We start from the raw sequence: 14551 nt of genomic DNA on the forward strand, positions 1-14551 counted from the left end.
GGCCGACGCCGCGTACTCGCGTGGTCACCGTTTAGGCCTGCTGCCTTGGTGCCGATGTTGTCCCGAAAGGGGTACGGGGATGACCGCAGGACATTCCGCCGGGGCCGAGTCTCGTCGCCAGTTGGCACTCGCGGATGCGCACCACCGCGCCGCTGCCGAGGCTCGTGCCGCGGCGAAGCGGTTCGGGATCGCCGAGGAGACCGAGCGCCGGACCGCAGCCGTGCTCGCCCCGCTGTCCGGGGTCGGCTATCACCTGCTCGCAGACCGGCGCTGGCCGGGTAGCCAGCGCGCCCAGGTCGACCTCGTAGTAGTGGGACCAGGTGGCGTCTTCATCGTGGACACCAAGGCCTGGGCGGATGTGGCGATCACCGGCGACCGCATCTTCCGTGGCCAGGAAGACGCGACCGACAGCCTCGCGGCACTGGAAGGCCTGGGTGCGCTCACCGAGGAGGAACTGGTCGAGGTCGGCCTCGCGCCAGGTGAGGTGCGGCCCGTCGTCGTGCTTGCAGGCCGACAGGGCATCGACGAGCGGGTCGGACGTGTCCGTGTCGTCGGTGAGAAAGACGTCCTGCGACACATCGCCGCTCACGGCAACCGGCTCACGCCTGCGCAGGTCGACGTCGTCCTCGGGCGGGCGCTGACGTTCTTCCCGCAGCTGAACGCGCCTGCGCCGGTGACGGCCGTAGTGGAGGAACCGATCCTGAGCCCGCCGGCACCCCCGACGGTGGCGACGCTGACGACGCCGCAGGCCACGCAGGACGCGCTGCTGAGCGACGACGAGGTGCAGTCCGCACTGCTCGAAGGGATCCTCGCCAGCCCGATCGAGGACTGGATGTCCTTCCTGCACCCCAACCAGGCCAAGCTGGTCCGGCGGAGCTTCAACGGGCCCTGCCGGGTGCGTGGGGCCGCGGGAACCGGGAAGACGGTCGTAGGTCTGCACCGCGCCGCGTACCTGGCTCGAAGCCGGCCCGGCAAGGTGCTGGTCACGACGTTCGTCAAGACGCTGCCCGCGGTGATGCAACAGCTCCTGCTGCGGCTGGCGCCGGATGTCGCCGACCGTGTCGAGTTCTGCGGTGTGCACGGGTTCGCGAAGAACCTTCTCGTGAGCCGCGGTGTCCACCACCGCATCAACCCGAAGCAGGCCGACGAGGCGTTCGATGAGGTCTGGACGCGGGTGCCGGACGCGAGTCCACTCAAGACCTCTACCGCAGAGGCCGCGTACTGGCGGGAGGAGATCGACTACGTCCTCAAGGGACGCGGCATCTCTCGCTGGGAGACCTACGCGGAGCTCGACCGAACCGGACGACGTCGCCGGATGAGTGTCGACCAGCGGCGCGCGGTCTGGGAGCTGTATTCGGCCTACAACGCCGAGCTGCGTCGTCGGCGCATCCACGACTTCGCCGACGTGATCCTGCTCGCGGAGGCGGAACTGCAGCGGCAGCCGCTGGAGCAGCCGTACTCGGCGGTGATCGTCGACGAGGCACAGGATCTCAGCTGCGCGATGATCCGGATGCTGCACGCGCTCGTGGGTGACGCGCCGGACGGCCTGACCCTGATCGGTGACGGGCAGCAGTCGATCTACCCGGGCGGCTACACGCTCGGCGAGGCCGGCATCAGCCTGGCCGGCCGCGGGGTGGTCATGGACGTCAACTACCGGAACACCGCGCAGATCCTTGACTTCGCCTCCAGGATGGTTGCGGGCGACGAGTTCGCCGACATCGAGGGCGCCGTCGCGCGCGGTGATGCGCCACACGTCATCGCACGGGAAGGGCCCGAACCCGTCGTGGAGACGTTCCGCAGCCGCGAGGACCGCGACCAACGGATGGTGGAACGGGCGCGAGCGGTGCTGCGCGAGGTCGGGACGAAGCAGGGTGACCTCGGCGTGCTCTGCGTCACACGCAGAGGCGCGTTCAGGGCCGCGAAAGAACTTCGTCGCGCCGGCGCGACGGTGGTCATGCTCGAGGAATACACCGGCGCGCCCGTGGATGCCATCAAGGTAGGCACCATCAAGCGCGCGAAGGGGCTCGAGTTCAAGCAGGTACTCCTCCCCGACGTGCAGGCCCATCAGCTCGGCGAAGCGCAGCCGCCCGCCGACGGCGCAGAGCGCGAACGGTGGGAGCGTCTACGCAGAGAGCTGTACGTCGCGATGACCCGCGCACGCGACGGCCTCTGGGTCGGCGTGATCTGACGAGCGCCGCCGGATCGGCAGCACCGGAGCAACCGAGGTCAGGTACCGTCGCTACACCGGTGCCGGAGCCCAGCCTCGTGCTAGCTCCGTGACCCTAGCCGGCTTCAAGGTCCTCCGTCGTACCTACTGCGGGATCGACTAGCTGCCGGCTGTTCACATACCTCTGGTGCAATGTCCAAGCCCAGGGACGGCCGCTTGCTGCCCGCTTCGTGTTGAGGATTGGGCGCTCGAGTATCAAGGTGGTCTGAGACTCCGCCGGCGTGAGCAGGAACACCTGGTACGACTCACTGGCCTGGCGTGCGCCCTCACCGACGAAGGCCTCGATGACACTCGCCATGCGCTGGTCGAACGGGTCGTCCGACGTGCGCCGACGCTCAACCTCATCAGGGCCGAAGGGCACGCCATCCTCGCGGTACAGGATGCGCGCAACCTCACGCTGTATCGCGCCGCTCGCGTAGAAGCCGAGGTATGTCAGTCCCTCCCGGAAGCTGCGGCCAGGCTGACATATGTAGGCCGCATGGTTGAGGTACTCGCCGTAGGCGACACGAGCGGCAACCACGACGACGTCATCGTGGTCTAGGAGCCCGTCGTCGACGATGAGCGCCTGCAGTTCGCGGAGCAAGAACTCGGTGCGCTCGGAGATAACCTGATCCGATCCCTCGAGGACCAGCCCAATCGCATCGTGAAGCGATGCGAACGAGAACCACACGACGCGCGTGTCATTCAGCTCAGCCACGACCGCAGGCTCGACCGCATCCGGCGTGACCACGAAGAGTCGCTCGTCCTGATCGTCATCGGTCAGGCTGTGCAGGTGCTGGTCCAACTGCCGCCGGCTGACGGCGTCAGGGACGGTCTTGACCTCGAACCAGTACGAGAACCGAGCGGAGATCCGGCCATCTGGAACGGACGCACCGCGACCCGGCGGCTGGTTGACGAAGCTGACGAGTTGCAGCGACGACTCCCCAGTGGCGGCTGTGAGCAGCTCTTCGAGCAGCGACAAGTCGATGCGCTCGAACACGGCCAGCATCGATGAGGTGACTCGGTTCTCGCCCTGCCGGTACGTCGAGAACAGCGGATTCTTCGCCACGTCCACGCTCCTCCACCGCGCGCCACGAACCTAGGCGATCGCTGCAACCCAGTCACCGGATTCGTTCGCGACGACGCCGCGCGGTCCGACGCCGGGGTACCCCCAGCGCCTGCGCAGAAGACGTGATCAGTGACGCAGTCGCCACCCTTGGCGCTGCCGCCACCGGCCCCACTCGATACACGATCGAATGGCATCGAGTGCTGCGACGTAGCGTGATTCGGGTGGCACGACCCGAAGCCTCAGGTCGGGGGCGGCGACCCCGCTGATCGTCCGCTCCGGCTCGTGATCGAACTGTTCCGACCACGAGCGTCAACCCACGACCTCGATGCGGGCGCGGTGGCCAGGTGCTGCTGCGAGGCGTGCGTCGAGGGTCAGCAGCGGCGCGTCGAGCACCTCGGCCAGAGCGACATAGACGCCGTCGTACGCGGTCAGGTTGTCACGCAGCCGCCAGACCACCGGAAGCAACACGTCATGTGGATGGCGAACCAGGTCCAGGTCGGCGAGGTCGTCGAGCGCCTGACGGCTGCGTTCCTCCCTTACCGCGCCAGCTGGCGTCAGCCGCCGAAGCACCTGCGCCACCTCAACATCGACGAAATGCGGCGCATGCAGCGTCTCGTCCTGGCGCGACAGCCGAGCCTCGACCGCCTCCGCCCGTGGAAGTCGCAGCAGCCACTCCACGATGGCCGAGGAGTCGACCACGATCATCGGCGGTCGCGCTCGTCGCGGAGTATCTCGACGATGTCGACGTCCTCGACCGCCGCACGCTCGCGGACACGATCCAGCAACTCTCGCCGGGTGGGCCGCTCGAGTCCGCGAACCAGTTCGTGCAGTGCGTACTCCGACAGCGAGCGACCCTCGAGCGCCGCGCGGCTTTTCAGTCGTCGGTGCACATCATCAGGGACGTTGCGAATCTGCAGGTTCTTCATGCGCTCAGCATACGAGCATGAGCAGTGCATGCAACACCGGGGTTACCGGGCAGGCCGGATGGTTCGCCTCGCCCATCCACAGCCCATGGCGATTCCGTCGGCGGCCCTCGCGAACAGCGACGGCAATCTCGTGCCTTCGAAGGAGCACCGAGGAGCGCGGGATGGACATCGGACCGATCCACTGCCAGGTGAGCCGGTGAGTGCACCGTCCGGCGGCGGGGCCGACGGTCAGACGCTCGACGGCTACCTCGACGACTGGTTCGAGCTGCAGCGGACCCGGATCGAGCCGACCAGCTGGCACAACTACGCCGCGATGGCGCGCATCTACCTGCGGCCGAGCCTGGGCGCGATCCCCCTCGCCGAGCTGACGACCCGCGACCTCGACCTGCACTACGTGCGGCTCCTCGAGCGCGGCAACCGTCAGGGCGGACCGCTCGCACGACGCACCGTCGCGTACGCACACGCGGTCCTCCACAAGGCCCTCGGCGACGCCGTTAGGGACGGGCTGCTGCCCGCCAACCCTGCGGCCCGGGCGACCGTTCCCCGTATCGATCCCCGTTTCGACGACGCACCTCGACGTCTTCGCACGTGGGACGCCCAGCAGGTCACCCACTTCCGCAATACCCGCGCGACCGCGAGCTCCACGACCTGTGGCGGGTCGCACTCGGGACCGGCATGCGCCGCGGCGAACTGCTCGGCCTGCGCTGGGAGGACCTCGACCTCGACGTGCCGCAGCTCCGAGTGGCCGCGGCGCTCACGTCGGCGGGCGGCCAGCTCCGGCTGAAGCGCACCAAGACCCGCAAGGTCCGCACGCTCCACCTCGACACCGACACCGCCGAGCTCCTGGCACGACAACCACGCCGAGCCTCGGCGCCGTACCCACTGGTGTTCACCCGTCCCGACGGCAGCCCGTGGCGGCCGGAGGAAGTCAGCGATCGCTGGCGCCGCCAGTGGCCGGGTCTGGAGCTGCCCGTCATCCGTCTCCACGACCTGCGCCACACCCACGCGACGCTGCTCCTGCAGGCCGGCGTGCCGATCAAGGTCGTCAGCGAACGGCTCGGTCACAGCAAGGTCGCGCTGACCCTGGACGTCTACGCCCACGTGCTTCCCGCGATGGACCAAGCCGCCGCCGACGCAATCGGCGCGCTCGTGCGAACCGCCACCCCGTCAACGCCCTAGGTGTGGCAGAACATGACGTCGACGACCTGTTCTCGAAGGCCCCCGATGCTCGTTCATGGCTTGGGGGGTGCCAGCAAGCCCGATCGCCAGCGTGCGAGCGGCCTTCCCACCGATCCGCCGACGGTTACGATGACCGCATGAGCCTTCAGCGGATCTCCATCGACCCTGCTCGGATGCAGGGCCTGCCTTGTATCCGAGGGACACGGGTCACCGTCAGTGCCGTCCTCGGTCAACTCGCAGCGGGCCGCACGATCGAGCAACTCCTCGAGGACTACCCGCAACTCGAACGTGACGACGTCCTCGCCGCCTTGGAGTACGCCGCTGCCGTCACTCGCGAGCGTGAGATTCGCCTCACCGCCGCCGGATGAGGCTGCTTGTCGACGAGAATCTGTCACCGCGGCTGATCACCACGTTGCAGCGGGCTGGCCATGACGCCGTACACGTCCTCGACGCCGGCCTCGGCAACACCGATGACGCCGACATCCTCGTTGCCGCTGCCGAACAACACCGTGTGATCGTGACCGCCGATACGGACTTCGGTGCGTTGCTGGCAGCGCGCGGTACGCCGACTCCTTCCGTCGTGACGCTTCGATCGTCGGATCACCTCACGCCGGACGAGCAAGCCCGCCTCGTCGTCGCCGCCTTGACGCAGATCGGACAGGAACTCGAGGACGGGGCGGTCGCCAGCCTGACGCCCGAGCGAATCAGGTTGCGCAGCCTGCCCATCACCGCCCAGTAGGGCTGAGCAACGGGAATCGGGATGCCAGCCGGTGTTTCCGAGACGCAGATCCTCGGTCAGCGCAGTCGGGCCAGCGCGTCGGTGAGGAAGCGGTCGCGGCGGGTGGTGACGGTCGCCAGGTCGAGGTCGGTGCGCCCCTGGGCGTGGAAGTTGGGTAGCCAGCCGCCGAGGTCGTCCGGCGTGGCAACGCCCGCGACGACGTCCCAGTACGCGACGTTGTTCGCCGGGCGACCGGCTGCCTCCTCCCAGCCACGCAACACCTCGTCGGCCGCCTCCACGCCGTGCAGCACGGCGACGTCCGCGCGAAGCGAGCCCAGGTCGATGCCGGCCGGCCCGACGCCGGCGAAGTCCCAGTCGATCGCGCCCCAGTAGTGGTCCCCGTCCCACAGCATGTTGCCCTGCCACAGATCGCCGTGGACGAACCCCAGCGGGTCCGCCGGCGCCGGCGTCGACGCCAGGAACTCGCGCGCCCGGGACAGCAGCGGCGTCGACGGCGTCCTGGTCCCGGCAGCGTCGAGGTCGTAGCCATCGAGCGTCCGCGCCCGCACCGGCAGCACGTCGCTCACCGACACGGCAGCGCCGTGAATGCCTGCCGCGGCACGACCCAGGCCGCGCAGACGCTCCGACGTCGCACGGCTCGGGATCCGGCTGGTCCCGGGGAGCGCGGTCGTCACCAGCGTGAGCCAACCGCACTCCCCCGCGATGTCGTGTGCGACCGGCCGCGGCGCCGGGACGTCGTGCTGCTCGGCCACCTGCAGTGCCGCTGTGGCCGTCGCGTACCTCGGACGCTCCTCGTCGTCCGGCCGGGCCGCCTTCAGCACCAGATCCCGGGTATCGCCGTCGCGCCGCACCTGCACGCGCCAGGGACCCCGCGAATCGGCTTGCGAGAGGTCGACGGTCGCCACGATCTCGGTGCCGGAGCCCAGCACGTCGACCAGCCACGCCAGCAAGGCGGCTGGCGGCTGACCTGCGGTCTCGACGACCATCGGACGCGTCTCCTTTCGACACGGACTCTGGGCAGCACCGAACTCGGTGGTGCTGGGGGCTTCTACCACCACCGGGCGACACGGACAGCCTCGCGGGCCGCCTCCAGTCCGGCCCATTGGAGCTGACCGTCGGCAGACCCGCGTCCCGCCACCGCGGGCCGCGCCGGGGACGTTTCCACAAGCGGCGACGTGCCCGATCCGCCAGCCTGCGTCCGGCCTGCGACGGTTCGCGCTCTCCAGCGAGAGGCACGCCGATGAACGATCCCGACCTCCAGCTCACGCGGCGCCAGCGGCAGGTGCTGGCCGCGCTCCAGCGCCTGCACGAGCGCGACGGGTTCGCACCGTCGCTGCGCGAACTGGCGGCCGAGGTCGGGGTCGCCTCGGCCAGCACCGTGCTCCACCACGTGCGCGTGCTCGAGCAGCGCGGCGTCGTCGAGCGCCGGCCACACGCTGCCCGCACCGTCACCACCACCTCGAGGTAGCCGCGTCGACCACTCCGGGAGGGCGCACCCACTACCCCACCGACGGCAGGCCCAGGCCGCCGACGGGGGTGAAGGCCACCCGCTCGGACATCCCGGCGATGATCGGCCGCGCTTTGGCGATCGCCTCCTGCACGCTCGGCAGCTGCAGCGACGCCTGGTGTGCCTCGGCGTCGGTCCAGACCTCGTAGACGTAGACGGCGTCCGGTGCGTCGTCGGGGCGACTGACGACGTAGAGCAGGCAGCCGTGCTCGGCCAGTTCGTCGACGCCCGCCAGCAGGTGGCCGACCATCTCCTCACCGTGCCCGTCGCTTGCGTCGATCCGTCCGTGAAGTCCGTACATCCCTGGTGGTCCTTCGTTCGTCGTGGGCCCCCACGCCGGCGACGTCGAGGCAGCTCGTCCACAGCATCGCGGACATCCAGGACCACGGCGGACCACCCGCACTCCGACGGACCAACCCGTCAGGCGAGCGAGCGGTGCCAGCAGAGGCAGAAGGGGTGGCCCGCGGGGTCGGCGTAGACCTGCCAGCCCTCCTCAGCATCCAGGTCCGGCGCCGCGCGGAGCAGCCTCGCCCCGAGCGCCATCACCTCCTCGTGCGCGGCCGCGAGGTCGTCGACCCACAGGTCGAGGTGCAGCTGCTGCTGCACCTCGCCGTCGGGCCAGTCGGGCGGCACGTGGTTCGGTGCGAGCTGGACACCGATGCGCGGCACCCCGTCACGGTCCATGACCATGTGCCAGTCGTCATCGACGTCGACCGTGCCGTCGAGGACGCCGGCCCAGAACGTGCTCACGGGCTCCAGCTCCGCCGCATCGATGGCGACGACTTGGAACCGGATCTTCACGCGCTTCCCCTCGAGCAGCTCGGTTCAGCCACCCTGGTTCACGCGTTCCGTCAGGTCAAGGCTTCGTAGCCGTGCGGCGACGCAGCCACGCTTCGAGACGAGCGAAGCGATCTTTGGAGTCCTCCAGGACGCCGACGATGACGCCGTACGCCTCGTCGGTCTCGACCTTCAAGCTGCGGCCGTTCAAGCGCAGAAAGATGTCCGCGACGGCGAACGCCGTGCGCTTGTTCCCGTCGACGAAGGGATGGTTGACCAGGAGGCTCTCGAGGAGCGCCGCCGCTTCCGCGATCTCGTCCTCGTAGTAGCCGCTCCGCGGACGGTTGAGCGCGGCGTCGAGCCCCTCGGCGTCGCGGAGCCCGGCCGCACCGCCGAAGGCGTCCAGCAGCCGGTCGTGCACCGCCAGGACCTCGAGGGTGGTGAGATAGACCGTCACTCGGCAAGGCGGCGGTAGAGCTCGCCGTGCTCGTCGATCGAGGCCTCGAGGTGTGCGAGCACCTCGGACCGTGGCCGCGTCCGATGCGCCGCGACGTAGGACTGCAGGGCCTCCGCGACGACGTCCTCGAGCGCCCGTCCCTCCCGGGCAGCGATCTCGCGCAGCCCGGCGAGCACTGCGTCGTCCATGGTTGCCACGAACTCCGACACGGGCAGCCCTTCTACCGACGTAGCACACATGGTGCCATCCCAGCCGGCGAGGTGTGCGACGCCAGGCAACGCTCGTCCACAGGCAGCGGCGATCCCAACCGGCCGGCGCTGCCGACGCGGCGCATGCTGCTCCTCGCCACGACGACGAAGAGGCCGACATGACCGACACCGTCACCGCGGAGCCGCACTTCGACGAACAGCTGCTGACGGCCGCCATCCGCCGACTCCGGCAAGCCGAACAGCAGGCCACCGCGGCGCGCAGCCACGCCACGGTCGCCAAGGAGCAGCTCGCGCTCGCCCTGATCGACGCGGCGGCCGCCTACCGCGACACCGACGTCCTCCCGCCGCGTGAGCTGGTCGACCGGCTGTACTGGGAGGTCCGCGACCTGCGCGTCAACGACATCGCCCGCGCGTTCGGCATCGCGCCGGCGGAGCTCAAGCGGCTGGTCACCCCACGCGTCACGTCGGTCACGTGCCGCACCTGCCGCAAACCCACCGAGGTGGAGACCGCCAAGCGCAGCGAACCGGCCTACGTCCAGTGCGACGGCTGCCGTCGCGCCCAGGAGTGGCGCGAAGAGCGGGCGTGGGCACAGGAGTCGCTGCAGCGTGAGGAACCGCCCTATCCCGACGACGACCTCCCACTGTCCTACCGCGAGGAGCCTCCGCCGCCGCTGCAACTGGTGGGCGCCTATCCCCCGTTCGACGCGCCACCTTTCCACGACGAGATCTGCGACGTGTGCGCCGCACCCGCACCCGAGGGCCGGCACCGTCGCTCCTGACGCCCACCCGCCGTCGCATGGCCGACGAAGGAGAAACCGCGTGTCCGAACAGTCGACCGCGCCCGGTTGGTACCTCGATCCGGAGGCGCTCGTGCAGTTGCGCTACCACGACGGTGACGTGTGGACGGACGAGTCGCGCACGTGGTCGCCGGAGGAGTTGGCGCGCGACGGGCTGCCGGCGGCGATCGACGACCTCGAGGAAGAGGCCACCGAACTCCAGCGGAGCACCAGGCACGCCGCATGGCTCCTCGGCGGCTCCTTCCTCTTCCTGTTTCTGCTGCCGATGGTCTGGATGCCGGTCCTGGCCGCCGTCTCGGCCGTCGAAGCCAAGCGGGCCGACCGGGCCTGGCGCGCCGGCCAGCTCGCGACCGCGCGACGTCGGCACCGCTCGGCACGGCGATGGCGGCTGGTGACCTACTGGAGCGTGCCGGTGTTCGTCACGTTCCTGCTCCTGGGCGCTGCGCTCGCGGTCGGCCAGTTCCTCGCCGGCTGAACGCGCCGCGGGATCGCACGATGGCGGTACCTGATACGCCGTTCACCGCATCGACACCAAGCTCATCGTCAGTCCTGCTTGCGGGCGATCGCCTCGCCGAGTTCCTGCTTGCTCATCGACGAGCGGCCGGGAACATCGAGCTTCTTCGCCCGCTCGTACAGCTCCTTCTTGCTGTGGCCCTCGACGTCCACGCCTCCGGCGGTGCGGCCCTCCTTGCCCGGACCGCCGCGCTTGGCGCGTTCGTCCGACGGGCCCTTCTCGTCCTTCGGCTCCCAGTGGTCGTCGACCTTCTCGTAGCTGTGCTTCAGCGCCGAGTACCCCACCCGGTGTGCGCGCTCCTCGTCGCCGTCGTAGGTCTCCAAGGCGGAGTCGTGGGCCTTCGCGAACGTCCGCTGCGCCTTCTTCGGCGATCGCTGGATCGTGCCGGGCAGGTCGTCCTTCTTCTCGATCGGCATCGTTCGAACCTCCGCCGTTGCCGCACCATCTCACCGTGCCGTGCGCCGTCCAAGCCGGGGCTGGCCGAACGGCGGCGAACGCCAGCGGCCGGCGACGACCCGAGCGGCGAACGCGAAGGGGCGGGGCCGGCCCCCCGGCCGGCCCCGCCCCTGACACGGGGACCACGTACGCGGAGCCCGCCCGTGCGCGGGCCCCGCGTCTCACGTCACGGGGTGATGGTCACCACCGCGCCGCTGGGACCGAACGCCCCCGTGGTGGCGTACACGGTCCCGTCGCGCGCGACCTCGATCGCCGCAGGCGAGTCCACCTCGACCAACGTGGACACCGCACCGCCGGACACGGCGCTGATGCGGCCGGCGAACAGCTCCGCGACATAGATCGTGCCGTCCCCCGCCACCGCCAGGTCGACGGCACCGGTCAGACCGGTCGCGACCGACGACGCCGCACCGGAGCGCCGGTCCACCCGGAACACGCCACCCATGCCGGGCAGCTCGGGGAAGCCGGGCAGCGAGGACACGTACAGGTCGCCGTCGGGACCGACCTCGACGTCGGTCGGCACCGGCTCGGCCAGGAACCTCTGCCCCACCACACACGACGGCAGCGCGATCCCGTACTGCTCGGCGATCCCGTCGACGAGCTCCTGCGTGAAGGTCACCGGCACCGGCGGCAGCACCGCGTGCGTCGACACGCGCCCGTTGCGGCCGACCCGCACGATCGTGTTGCCAGCCGCGTCGGCGACGAACCACTCCCCGCCCGCGACCGCGACCGCGTACGGGTTGGACTCCACGATCCCGTCGTAGGGCACCAGGAAGTCGGCGATGGCCCCCAACTCGGCCTGGCACGCCTCGTCGGCATCCACGAACCCGTAGCGCACGCCACCGTCCGGGTTCACGGCCGTCTCGTGGTCCTCCAGCGAGGCCACGAACGACGTCCGCCCGCTCGGCTGCAGGGCCGTCAGCTGCGTCGGCCCGCCGCCGACGACGGCCACGTTGCCCTTCCCGGTGGCGTCGACGCCACCGACCGCGCCCTCGTAGCGGGTCGTGCGGTTGCTGTCGCGATCCACGGTCGTCAACGCGAAGAAGGCCTCGGCGACGTAGATGGTGCCGTCCTCACCGATGGCGAGGCCCAGCGGCATGGCGACGTCCTCGACGACCGGCGTCACGACCGTGTCCGCCCCTGCAGGCAGCGCCATCGACAATGCCAGGACGGCGCCCAGTCCGGCCGCCGTGCCGCGGCGGAGGCGGCGGCGTTGGTGCTCGATCACGTGCGTTCCTTTGCGCACGGGTGACCGCCCCGTGCGGCCACTCCGACGGCCGGCAGGTTCCGTGAGGCCGATTGGGGCGACGTTGAGCCGACGTTGGGCGGCGCGCCGGACGCCGCCGGGCGCCGCCGTCAAGACCACGCCAAGCAGCCGGCAAGCGGCCCGGCGGACGCTGCGAAGCGTCGACGCCGGGCAGCGGGTCACGGCGCAGCCACCTCGAGGTCACCCCAATGTCCGCCCTCGCCAGCCTCGCCACCCCCGACGACGTCGAGGTGGGTTCGGCCGCCTGGTACGCGCAGCGGTGGGAACGCGCCCGCCGCCTGGCCGGCCACCTGCTCGGCGACTGGGCCGACGCCGAGGACGTCGCCTCCGAGGTGCTGCTGCGGGTCTGGGCACGCTGGGAACGCCACGGCCTGCCCGACAACCCCGACGCCTACGTCGCCCGCGCGCTGCGCAACGAGGTGGTCAACCGCTTCCGCCGGCGCGACCGCGAACGCCGCTCGCTGGCCCTCAGCCGCGTGCCCACGGACGTCGCCGGACCCGAGGACCACACCGCCGAACGCGACCACGTCGACCGCCTGCTGCGACACCTCACGCCCGCCGACCGGGACACGGTCGTGGCGCACTACCTCGACGACCGTTCGTGCGAGGACATCGCCGACGAGCTGGCGCTCGCACCCGCCAGCGTGCGCGCCCGGCTGCACCGCTCCCGCCGCCGGCTCGCCGCCCTCCCGCACGGGTGAGCCCAGCTTCCGCCGTCGCCTCGCCGCCCTTCCGCAGGGCTGAGCACCGCTCCGTCAGCCGCGGTCGCACGCGTCCCGGCCGCGCCGACCCGACGCGCCCGCGCCGAGGTGCTCGCATCTGTGCCGGATGAAACACTCCCTGCCGCGCCGGACAGGTAGGGGTGACACAGTCCCCGGACGGACCACGACATGGCAGACGACGAACCCGATCGCGCGGCCCGGTTCCGCGCCCTCTACCTCGACACCCACGCCGAGGTGCTGCGCTTCGCGCTGCGGCGCGTCGAGCCGGCGCAGGCCGAGGACGTCGTCGCCGACGCGTACCTGGTGGCGTGGCGGCGGCTCGACGAGGCACCGCAGCACCACGACGACCAGCGCGCCTGGTTGTTCGGGGTCGCCCGCCACTGCCTGCTGAACAGCCGCCGGGGACACGCCCGACACCAGGCGCTCGCCGTCCGCATCGCCACCGTCGCAGCGCCCACCGGAACGACCAGCGGCGCGGACGACGGCGTGGCCGACCGGCTGCAGCTGGCCGCGGCCTGGCGGCGGCTGCGGCCAGCCGACCAGGAGGCGCTGGCGCTCACGGTGTTCGAGGAGCTGACCTCCCCGCGAGCGGCCGAGGTGCTCGGCATCTCGCCGGTCGCCTTCCGGCTGCGGCTGCTGCGCGCCCGTCGGGCGCTGCGCCGACAGCTGGACGCCACCGCGGAGTCCGCGGCCGCCAACCCCGCGGCCACGGATCCCGCGTCCACGACTGGACACCTCCCTCCCACGACGTGGGATCCGACGCTGGAGACGCGGCCATGACGCAGGACATCGAGGCAGCACTGCGAACGCTGGATCCCGCCGACCGGCCGATGACGGCCGACGAGCAGCAGCGCGCGATGGCCACGCTCGAGCGGATCGTCGCGACAGACCCGGACCGCGGTGGCGCCGCCCCGGCGACGCTTCCGCGGAAGCGGTCGTCCGCAGCGCCGCACCGGAAGCGGTCGTCGGAGGCGCTTCCACGGAAGCGGTGGTTCGCGCCGAACCGTGGCCCGGGGCACGGCCGGCGCGCCGGCATCGCGCTGACCGCGGTCGCGACGTTCGTGGCGGGAGCGGTGGCGGTCGAGCTCGTGCAGCGTGAGTCGCCGTCGTACGCGTCCTGGACGGCCGTGCCCGCGGTGGCCGCCGACGACGACGTCGCCCGGGTCGCCGCCGCCTGCCGGCCACAGCTGGAGGGCTCCTCGCTCGACCTGTCGCGCGCACGGCTGGTGCTGGCCGAACGGCGCGGCGAGCACGTCGCGCTGCTGTACCGCACCGACGACCCGGACCTGTCGGGTGCGTGCCTGGCCCGACAACCGCCGGGGACCGACGAGGTGCTGGAGGTCAACAGCGGCGTGGGCGGCAGCTCCGGTCCGGCGCTGCGGCCGCCGCCGCGCGGCTACACGCAGGGCGCGGTGTCGCAGTTCGAGGGCGCGTCGATCACCGACGGCGCGGTCGGCGCGCAGGTCGTCGGCGTCACCATCCACGCCGGTGACATGACGGTGGAGGCCAGCGTCGCCGACGGCCGCTACACCGCCTGGTGGCCCGGCGCGGCCTTCAGCGACGCGGCCGACGAGCCCGACGGCAAGCCCCGGTTCGTCCTGACCTACGACCTGACGCTGGCCGACGGCACCGTCGTCCGCAACGCGGAGCCGACCCTCCCCGGGTGATCCCGGCACGGGCGACGCGGCCCGCCAACGCGGGCTGGGTCACCGCGCAGGCAGCCACGGGG

The 14551-nt window shown here is 71.0% G+C and carries 21 protein-coding genes; 11 read left to right on the forward strand and 10 right to left on the reverse strand.

The window, feature by feature from the left end:
- Nucleotides 1-79: 79 nt before the first annotated feature.
- Nucleotides 80-2188, forward strand: coding sequence for a UvrD-helicase domain-containing protein (locus ACERM0_RS11100; protein ID WP_373678660.1), 2109 nt, complete (start codon nt 80-82; stop codon nt 2186-2188).
- Between the two features lie 94 nt (nt 2189-2282).
- On the opposite strand, the gene ACERM0_RS11105 is transcribed toward ACERM0_RS11100, so the two are convergent.
- From ACERM0_RS11105 to ACERM0_RS11115, 3 genes are all read right to left on the reverse strand, one after another.
- The gene (locus ACERM0_RS11105) at nt 2283-3275 is read right to left on the reverse strand and encodes a hypothetical protein (RefSeq protein ID WP_373678661.1); all 993 of its coding nucleotides are present in this window, start codon (nt 3273-3275) and stop codon (nt 2283-2285) included.
- Between the two features lie 309 nt (nt 3276-3584).
- A complete protein-coding gene (locus ACERM0_RS11110) occupies nt 3585-3980 on the reverse strand; it encodes a type II toxin-antitoxin system VapC family toxin (RefSeq protein WP_373678662.1) in 396 nt (131 codons plus the stop codon).
- Nucleotides 3977-4201: a hypothetical protein gene (locus ACERM0_RS11115; protein ID WP_373678663.1), complete on the reverse strand. Its 225-nt coding sequence runs from the start codon at nt 4199-4201 to the stop codon at nt 3977-3979. The genes ACERM0_RS11110 and ACERM0_RS11115 overlap by 4 nt, the downstream gene beginning before the upstream one ends.
- Before the next feature lie 196 nt (nt 4202-4397).
- On the opposite strand from ACERM0_RS11115, the gene ACERM0_RS11120 reads away from it, so the two are divergent.
- From ACERM0_RS11120 to ACERM0_RS11135, 4 genes are all read left to right on the forward strand, one after another.
- On the forward strand, nt 4398-4985 hold the full coding sequence (locus tag ACERM0_RS11120) for a hypothetical protein (RefSeq protein WP_373678664.1): 588 nt from the start codon (nt 4398-4400) through the stop codon (nt 4983-4985).
- Nucleotides 4877-5380: a site-specific integrase gene (locus ACERM0_RS11125; protein ID WP_373678665.1), complete on the forward strand. Its 504-nt coding sequence runs from the start codon at nt 4877-4879 to the stop codon at nt 5378-5380. Before ACERM0_RS11120 ends, ACERM0_RS11125 begins: the two co-directional genes overlap by 109 nt.
- Nucleotides 5381-5517: 137 nt before the next feature.
- Nucleotides 5518-5748 (forward strand): DUF433 domain-containing protein, encoded by a 231-nt coding sequence (locus tag ACERM0_RS11130; protein ID WP_373678666.1) that lies wholly within the window; start codon nt 5518-5520, stop codon nt 5746-5748.
- Nucleotides 5745-6119 carry a DUF5615 family PIN-like protein gene (locus ACERM0_RS11135; RefSeq protein ID WP_373678667.1) on the forward strand — a complete coding sequence of 125 codons (375 nt, stop codon included), beginning with the start codon at nt 5745-5747 and terminating at the stop codon, nt 6117-6119. The genes ACERM0_RS11130 and ACERM0_RS11135 overlap by 4 nt, the downstream gene beginning before the upstream one ends.
- A gap of 56 nt (nt 6120-6175) precedes the next feature.
- Here ACERM0_RS11135 and ACERM0_RS11140 read toward each other — a convergent pair whose 3' ends face one another.
- Nucleotides 6176-7105, reverse strand: a complete 930-nt coding sequence (locus tag ACERM0_RS11140; protein ID WP_373678668.1) for a phosphotransferase enzyme family protein — start codon at nt 7103-7105, stop codon at nt 6176-6178.
- Between the two features lie 254 nt (nt 7106-7359).
- Between ACERM0_RS11140 and ACERM0_RS11145 the strand changes: the two genes are divergently transcribed.
- Nucleotides 7360-7587: a winged helix-turn-helix transcriptional regulator gene (locus ACERM0_RS11145; protein ID WP_373678669.1), complete on the forward strand. Its 228-nt coding sequence runs from the start codon at nt 7360-7362 to the stop codon at nt 7585-7587.
- 31 nt (nt 7588-7618) lie between these two features.
- Here ACERM0_RS11145 and ACERM0_RS11150 read toward each other — a convergent pair whose 3' ends face one another.
- From ACERM0_RS11150 to ACERM0_RS11165, 4 genes are all read right to left on the reverse strand, one after another.
- Complete coding sequence (locus ACERM0_RS11150) at nt 7619-7927, reverse strand: putative quinol monooxygenase (RefSeq protein ID WP_373678670.1); 309 nt, start codon at nt 7925-7927, stop codon at nt 7619-7621.
- Nucleotides 7928-8046: 119 nt separating this feature from the next.
- The gene (locus ACERM0_RS11155; RefSeq protein WP_373678671.1) at nt 8047-8427 is read right to left on the reverse strand and encodes a VOC family protein; all 381 of its coding nucleotides are present in this window, start codon (nt 8425-8427) and stop codon (nt 8047-8049) included.
- 55 nt (nt 8428-8482) lie between these two features.
- Nucleotides 8483-8824, reverse strand: a complete 342-nt coding sequence (locus ACERM0_RS11160) for a type II toxin-antitoxin system death-on-curing family toxin (protein WP_373678672.1) — start codon at nt 8822-8824, stop codon at nt 8483-8485.
- Nucleotides 8825-8856: 32 nt separating this feature from the next.
- Complete coding sequence (locus ACERM0_RS11165) at nt 8857-9048, reverse strand: hypothetical protein (protein WP_373678673.1); 192 nt, start codon at nt 9046-9048, stop codon at nt 8857-8859.
- A 179-nt stretch (nt 9049-9227) separates the two neighbouring features.
- Between ACERM0_RS11165 and ACERM0_RS11170 the strand changes: the two genes are divergently transcribed.
- Both ACERM0_RS11170 and ACERM0_RS11175 read left to right on the forward strand, forming a co-directional pair.
- Nucleotides 9228-9848: a hypothetical protein gene (locus tag ACERM0_RS11170; RefSeq protein WP_373678674.1), complete on the forward strand. Its 621-nt coding sequence runs from the start codon at nt 9228-9230 to the stop codon at nt 9846-9848.
- A gap of 40 nt (nt 9849-9888) precedes the next feature.
- Entirely contained in the window at nt 9889-10341 is a 453-nt protein-coding gene (locus ACERM0_RS11175; protein ID WP_373678675.1) for a DUF2510 domain-containing protein, read from the forward strand.
- A 68-nt stretch (nt 10342-10409) separates the two neighbouring features.
- Here the strand turns inward: ACERM0_RS11175 and ACERM0_RS11180 are convergent, their stop codons facing one another.
- Complete coding sequence (locus tag ACERM0_RS11180) at nt 10410-10796, reverse strand: ChaB family protein (RefSeq protein WP_373678676.1); 387 nt, start codon at nt 10794-10796, stop codon at nt 10410-10412.
- A gap of 206 nt (nt 10797-11002) precedes the next feature.
- Nucleotides 11003-12061, reverse strand: a complete 1059-nt coding sequence (locus ACERM0_RS11185) for a ScyD/ScyE family protein (RefSeq protein WP_373678677.1) — start codon at nt 12059-12061, stop codon at nt 11003-11005.
- Nucleotides 12062-12288: 227 nt separating this feature from the next.
- On the opposite strand from ACERM0_RS11185, the gene ACERM0_RS11190 reads away from it, so the two are divergent.
- The 3 genes from ACERM0_RS11190 (at nt 12289) to ACERM0_RS11200 (ending at nt 14489) form a co-directional block, all read left to right on the forward strand.
- On the forward strand, nt 12289-12801 hold the full coding sequence (locus ACERM0_RS11190) for an RNA polymerase sigma factor (RefSeq protein ID WP_373678678.1): 513 nt from the start codon (nt 12289-12291) through the stop codon (nt 12799-12801).
- Nucleotides 12802-12990: 189 nt separating this feature from the next.
- Nucleotides 12991-13602, forward strand: a complete 612-nt coding sequence (locus tag ACERM0_RS11195) for an RNA polymerase sigma factor (protein ID WP_373678679.1) — start codon at nt 12991-12993, stop codon at nt 13600-13602.
- The gene (locus ACERM0_RS11200) at nt 13599-14489 is read left to right on the forward strand and encodes a hypothetical protein (RefSeq protein ID WP_373678680.1); all 891 of its coding nucleotides are present in this window, start codon (nt 13599-13601) and stop codon (nt 14487-14489) included. Before ACERM0_RS11195 ends, ACERM0_RS11200 begins: the two co-directional genes overlap by 4 nt.
- The last annotated feature ends 62 nt before the right edge of the window (nt 14490-14551 follow it).

It is taken from the genome of Egicoccus sp. AB-alg2, from assembly GCF_041821065.1.
In the GTDB taxonomy this organism is placed as follows: Bacteria; Actinomycetota; Nitriliruptoria; order Nitriliruptorales; family Nitriliruptoraceae; genus Egicoccus.

What these genes read in the sequence shown, in the direction of transcription:
- ACERM0_RS11115 (WP_373678663.1), bottom strand. Translation starts at nt 4,201, where the DNA reads ATGAAGAACCTGCAGATTCGCAACGTCCCTGATGATGTGCACCGACGA.
- ACERM0_RS11145 (WP_373678669.1), top strand. Translation starts at nt 7,360, where the DNA reads ATGAACGATCCCGACCTCCAGCTCACGCGGCGCCAGCGGCAGGTGCTG.
- ACERM0_RS11165 (WP_373678673.1), bottom strand. Translation starts at nt 9,048, where the DNA reads ATGGACGACGCAGTGCTCGCCGGGCTGCGCGAGATCGCTGCCCGGGAG.
- ACERM0_RS11180 (WP_373678676.1), bottom strand. Translation starts at nt 10,796, where the DNA reads ATGCCGATCGAGAAGAAGGACGACCTGCCCGGCACGATCCAGCGATCG.
- ACERM0_RS11125 (WP_373678665.1), top strand. Translation starts at nt 4,877, where the DNA reads ATGCGCCGCGGCGAACTGCTCGGCCTGCGCTGGGAGGACCTCGACCTC.
- ACERM0_RS11195 (WP_373678679.1), top strand. Translation starts at nt 12,991, where the DNA reads ATGGCAGACGACGAACCCGATCGCGCGGCCCGGTTCCGCGCCCTCTAC.
- ACERM0_RS11140 (WP_373678668.1), bottom strand. Translation starts at nt 7,105, where the DNA reads ATGGTCGTCGAGACCGCAGGTCAGCCGCCAGCCGCCTTGCTGGCGTGG.
- ACERM0_RS11130 (WP_373678666.1), top strand. Translation starts at nt 5,518, where the DNA reads ATGAGCCTTCAGCGGATCTCCATCGACCCTGCTCGGATGCAGGGCCTG.
- ACERM0_RS11200 (WP_373678680.1), top strand. Translation starts at nt 13,599, where the DNA reads ATGACGCAGGACATCGAGGCAGCACTGCGAACGCTGGATCCCGCCGAC.
- ACERM0_RS11150 (WP_373678670.1), bottom strand. Translation starts at nt 7,927, where the DNA reads ATGTACGGACTTCACGGACGGATCGACGCAAGCGACGGGCACGGTGAG.
- ACERM0_RS11170 (WP_373678674.1), top strand. Translation starts at nt 9,228, where the DNA reads ATGACCGACACCGTCACCGCGGAGCCGCACTTCGACGAACAGCTGCTG.
- ACERM0_RS11110 (WP_373678662.1), bottom strand. Translation starts at nt 3,980, where the DNA reads ATGATCGTGGTCGACTCCTCGGCCATCGTGGAGTGGCTGCTGCGACTT.
- ACERM0_RS11190 (WP_373678678.1), top strand. Translation starts at nt 12,289, where the DNA reads ATGTCCGCCCTCGCCAGCCTCGCCACCCCCGACGACGTCGAGGTGGGT.
- ACERM0_RS11100 (WP_373678660.1), top strand. Translation starts at nt 80, where the DNA reads ATGACCGCAGGACATTCCGCCGGGGCCGAGTCTCGTCGCCAGTTGGCA.
- ACERM0_RS11135 (WP_373678667.1), top strand. Translation starts at nt 5,745, where the DNA reads ATGAGGCTGCTTGTCGACGAGAATCTGTCACCGCGGCTGATCACCACG.